A 1,351-nucleotide genomic window follows, 5' to 3' on the forward strand; every position below is an offset into this window, starting at 1 on the left:
GCTCATCGACTCGTACGTCCCGGAGACGGTGGCGGCTTCGGAGCCGGCCCTGGAGCGCACGCTGGCCGTGGGCTTGTTCGCCCAGGACTTGATGGGCGTGTCCCTGGCGGAGCTGGAGCTGGACATGGCGGAGCTGGCGACGCTGGAGCCCGAAGCGGCCCTCACGCGGGTGCTGGAGTCCGCGGTGCGTGCCGGAGCACTGCCGCCCGGCGTGGACAGCGCGAACCCGGCCGCCCTCTTCCGCGTCTTCGAGGCCAACCTTGAAGCGGCCCGTCGCTACCACCCGCCGGCGATGGAGCAGCGGGTGCTGCGCGTGCAGGCGGAGGAACTGGCGGACACGGGACCGGGCGATGGCGGCTGGTCCGCGCTGGTGGGTGAACGGCTGGAGTCGCACCGCCTGCCGGGCAACCACTACACGCTGCTGCGCGAGCCCACCGTGCAGACCGTGGCGGACCTGTTGACGAAGGCACTGCGCGATCCGCGCAGGAAGTGACGGCGCAGGGCTTCAGGAACACCACCCCGCTCCCTTGCATGAAGGAGCGGGGTGGCGCGCCTGTCGCACGGATGCAGACACCCGACGCGAGGGTGTCGAAGCAGAAGAACTTCATGCGCTGGCTGAAATGAGTCTTCGGCCGTGCCTGATTTTTTCGTCGCACCCACCCGTGATCACGGCAGCTGGATCACGAACCGTGGGTGCATGAGGCGCGCGCGCAAGGGCTGCTAAGAAGTGTCCGCGTTTTTCGACACTTCGGATGGCTCCCCGTGCCTGATTTTTCGCGAACCCTTCCTGGCGTCCTGTTGAATCTCGCGGTGGGGCCCTCGGCCCACGCGCCGCTCTACACCTTCCTCGGAGAGGTGGACGGCGACGAGGTCGTGCTCAGCGCCTTCGAACTGGACGTGCGCGCGCGTCGCATCGCCGCGGCGTTGCAGGCACGGGGCGCGGTGGGCGAGCGCGTGCTGCTGCTCTACCCGCCGGGCCTGGACTACGTCGCGGGCTTCTTCGGCTGCCTCTACGCGGGCGCGGTGGCGGTGCCGGCCTACCCGCCGGACCCGATGCGCCTGGAGCGCACCCTGCCCCGTCTGAGGGCCATCATCCAGGACGCGCAGGCGTCGGTGGTGCTCACCACGTCGGGCATCCTGGAGCTGTCGGACTTCGTCTTCGAGCAGGCGCCGGACTTCCGCGCGCTGCACTGGATGGCGACGGACGCACTGCCGGAGGGTGGCGAGAAGGACTGGCGCACGCCGGACGTGGGCGCGGAGTCGCTCGCGTTCCTCCAGTACACGTCCGGGAGCACGGGCACGCCCAAGGGCGTGATGCTCACGCACGCGAACCTGCTGCACAACCTGGGGC

The 1,351-nt window shown here is 69.8% G+C and carries 2 protein-coding genes; both read left to right on the forward strand.

Translation table 11 applies throughout. The features are described from left to right. Window positions 1-493 (forward strand): hypothetical protein (locus tag D7X74_RS43465; protein ID WP_199742025.1); only part of this gene is annotated, 493 nt, incomplete at its 5' end. Between the two features lie 317 nt (window positions 494-810). Then, a partial coding sequence (locus tag D7X74_RS41920) for an AMP-binding protein (RefSeq protein WP_233595893.1) occupies window positions 811-1,351 on the forward strand: 541 nt, incomplete at its 3' end.

The sequence above is a fragment of the Corallococcus sp. CA047B genome (genome assembly GCF_003612065.1).
GTDB lineage: Bacteria > Myxococcota > Myxococcia > Myxococcales > Myxococcaceae > Corallococcus > Corallococcus praedator.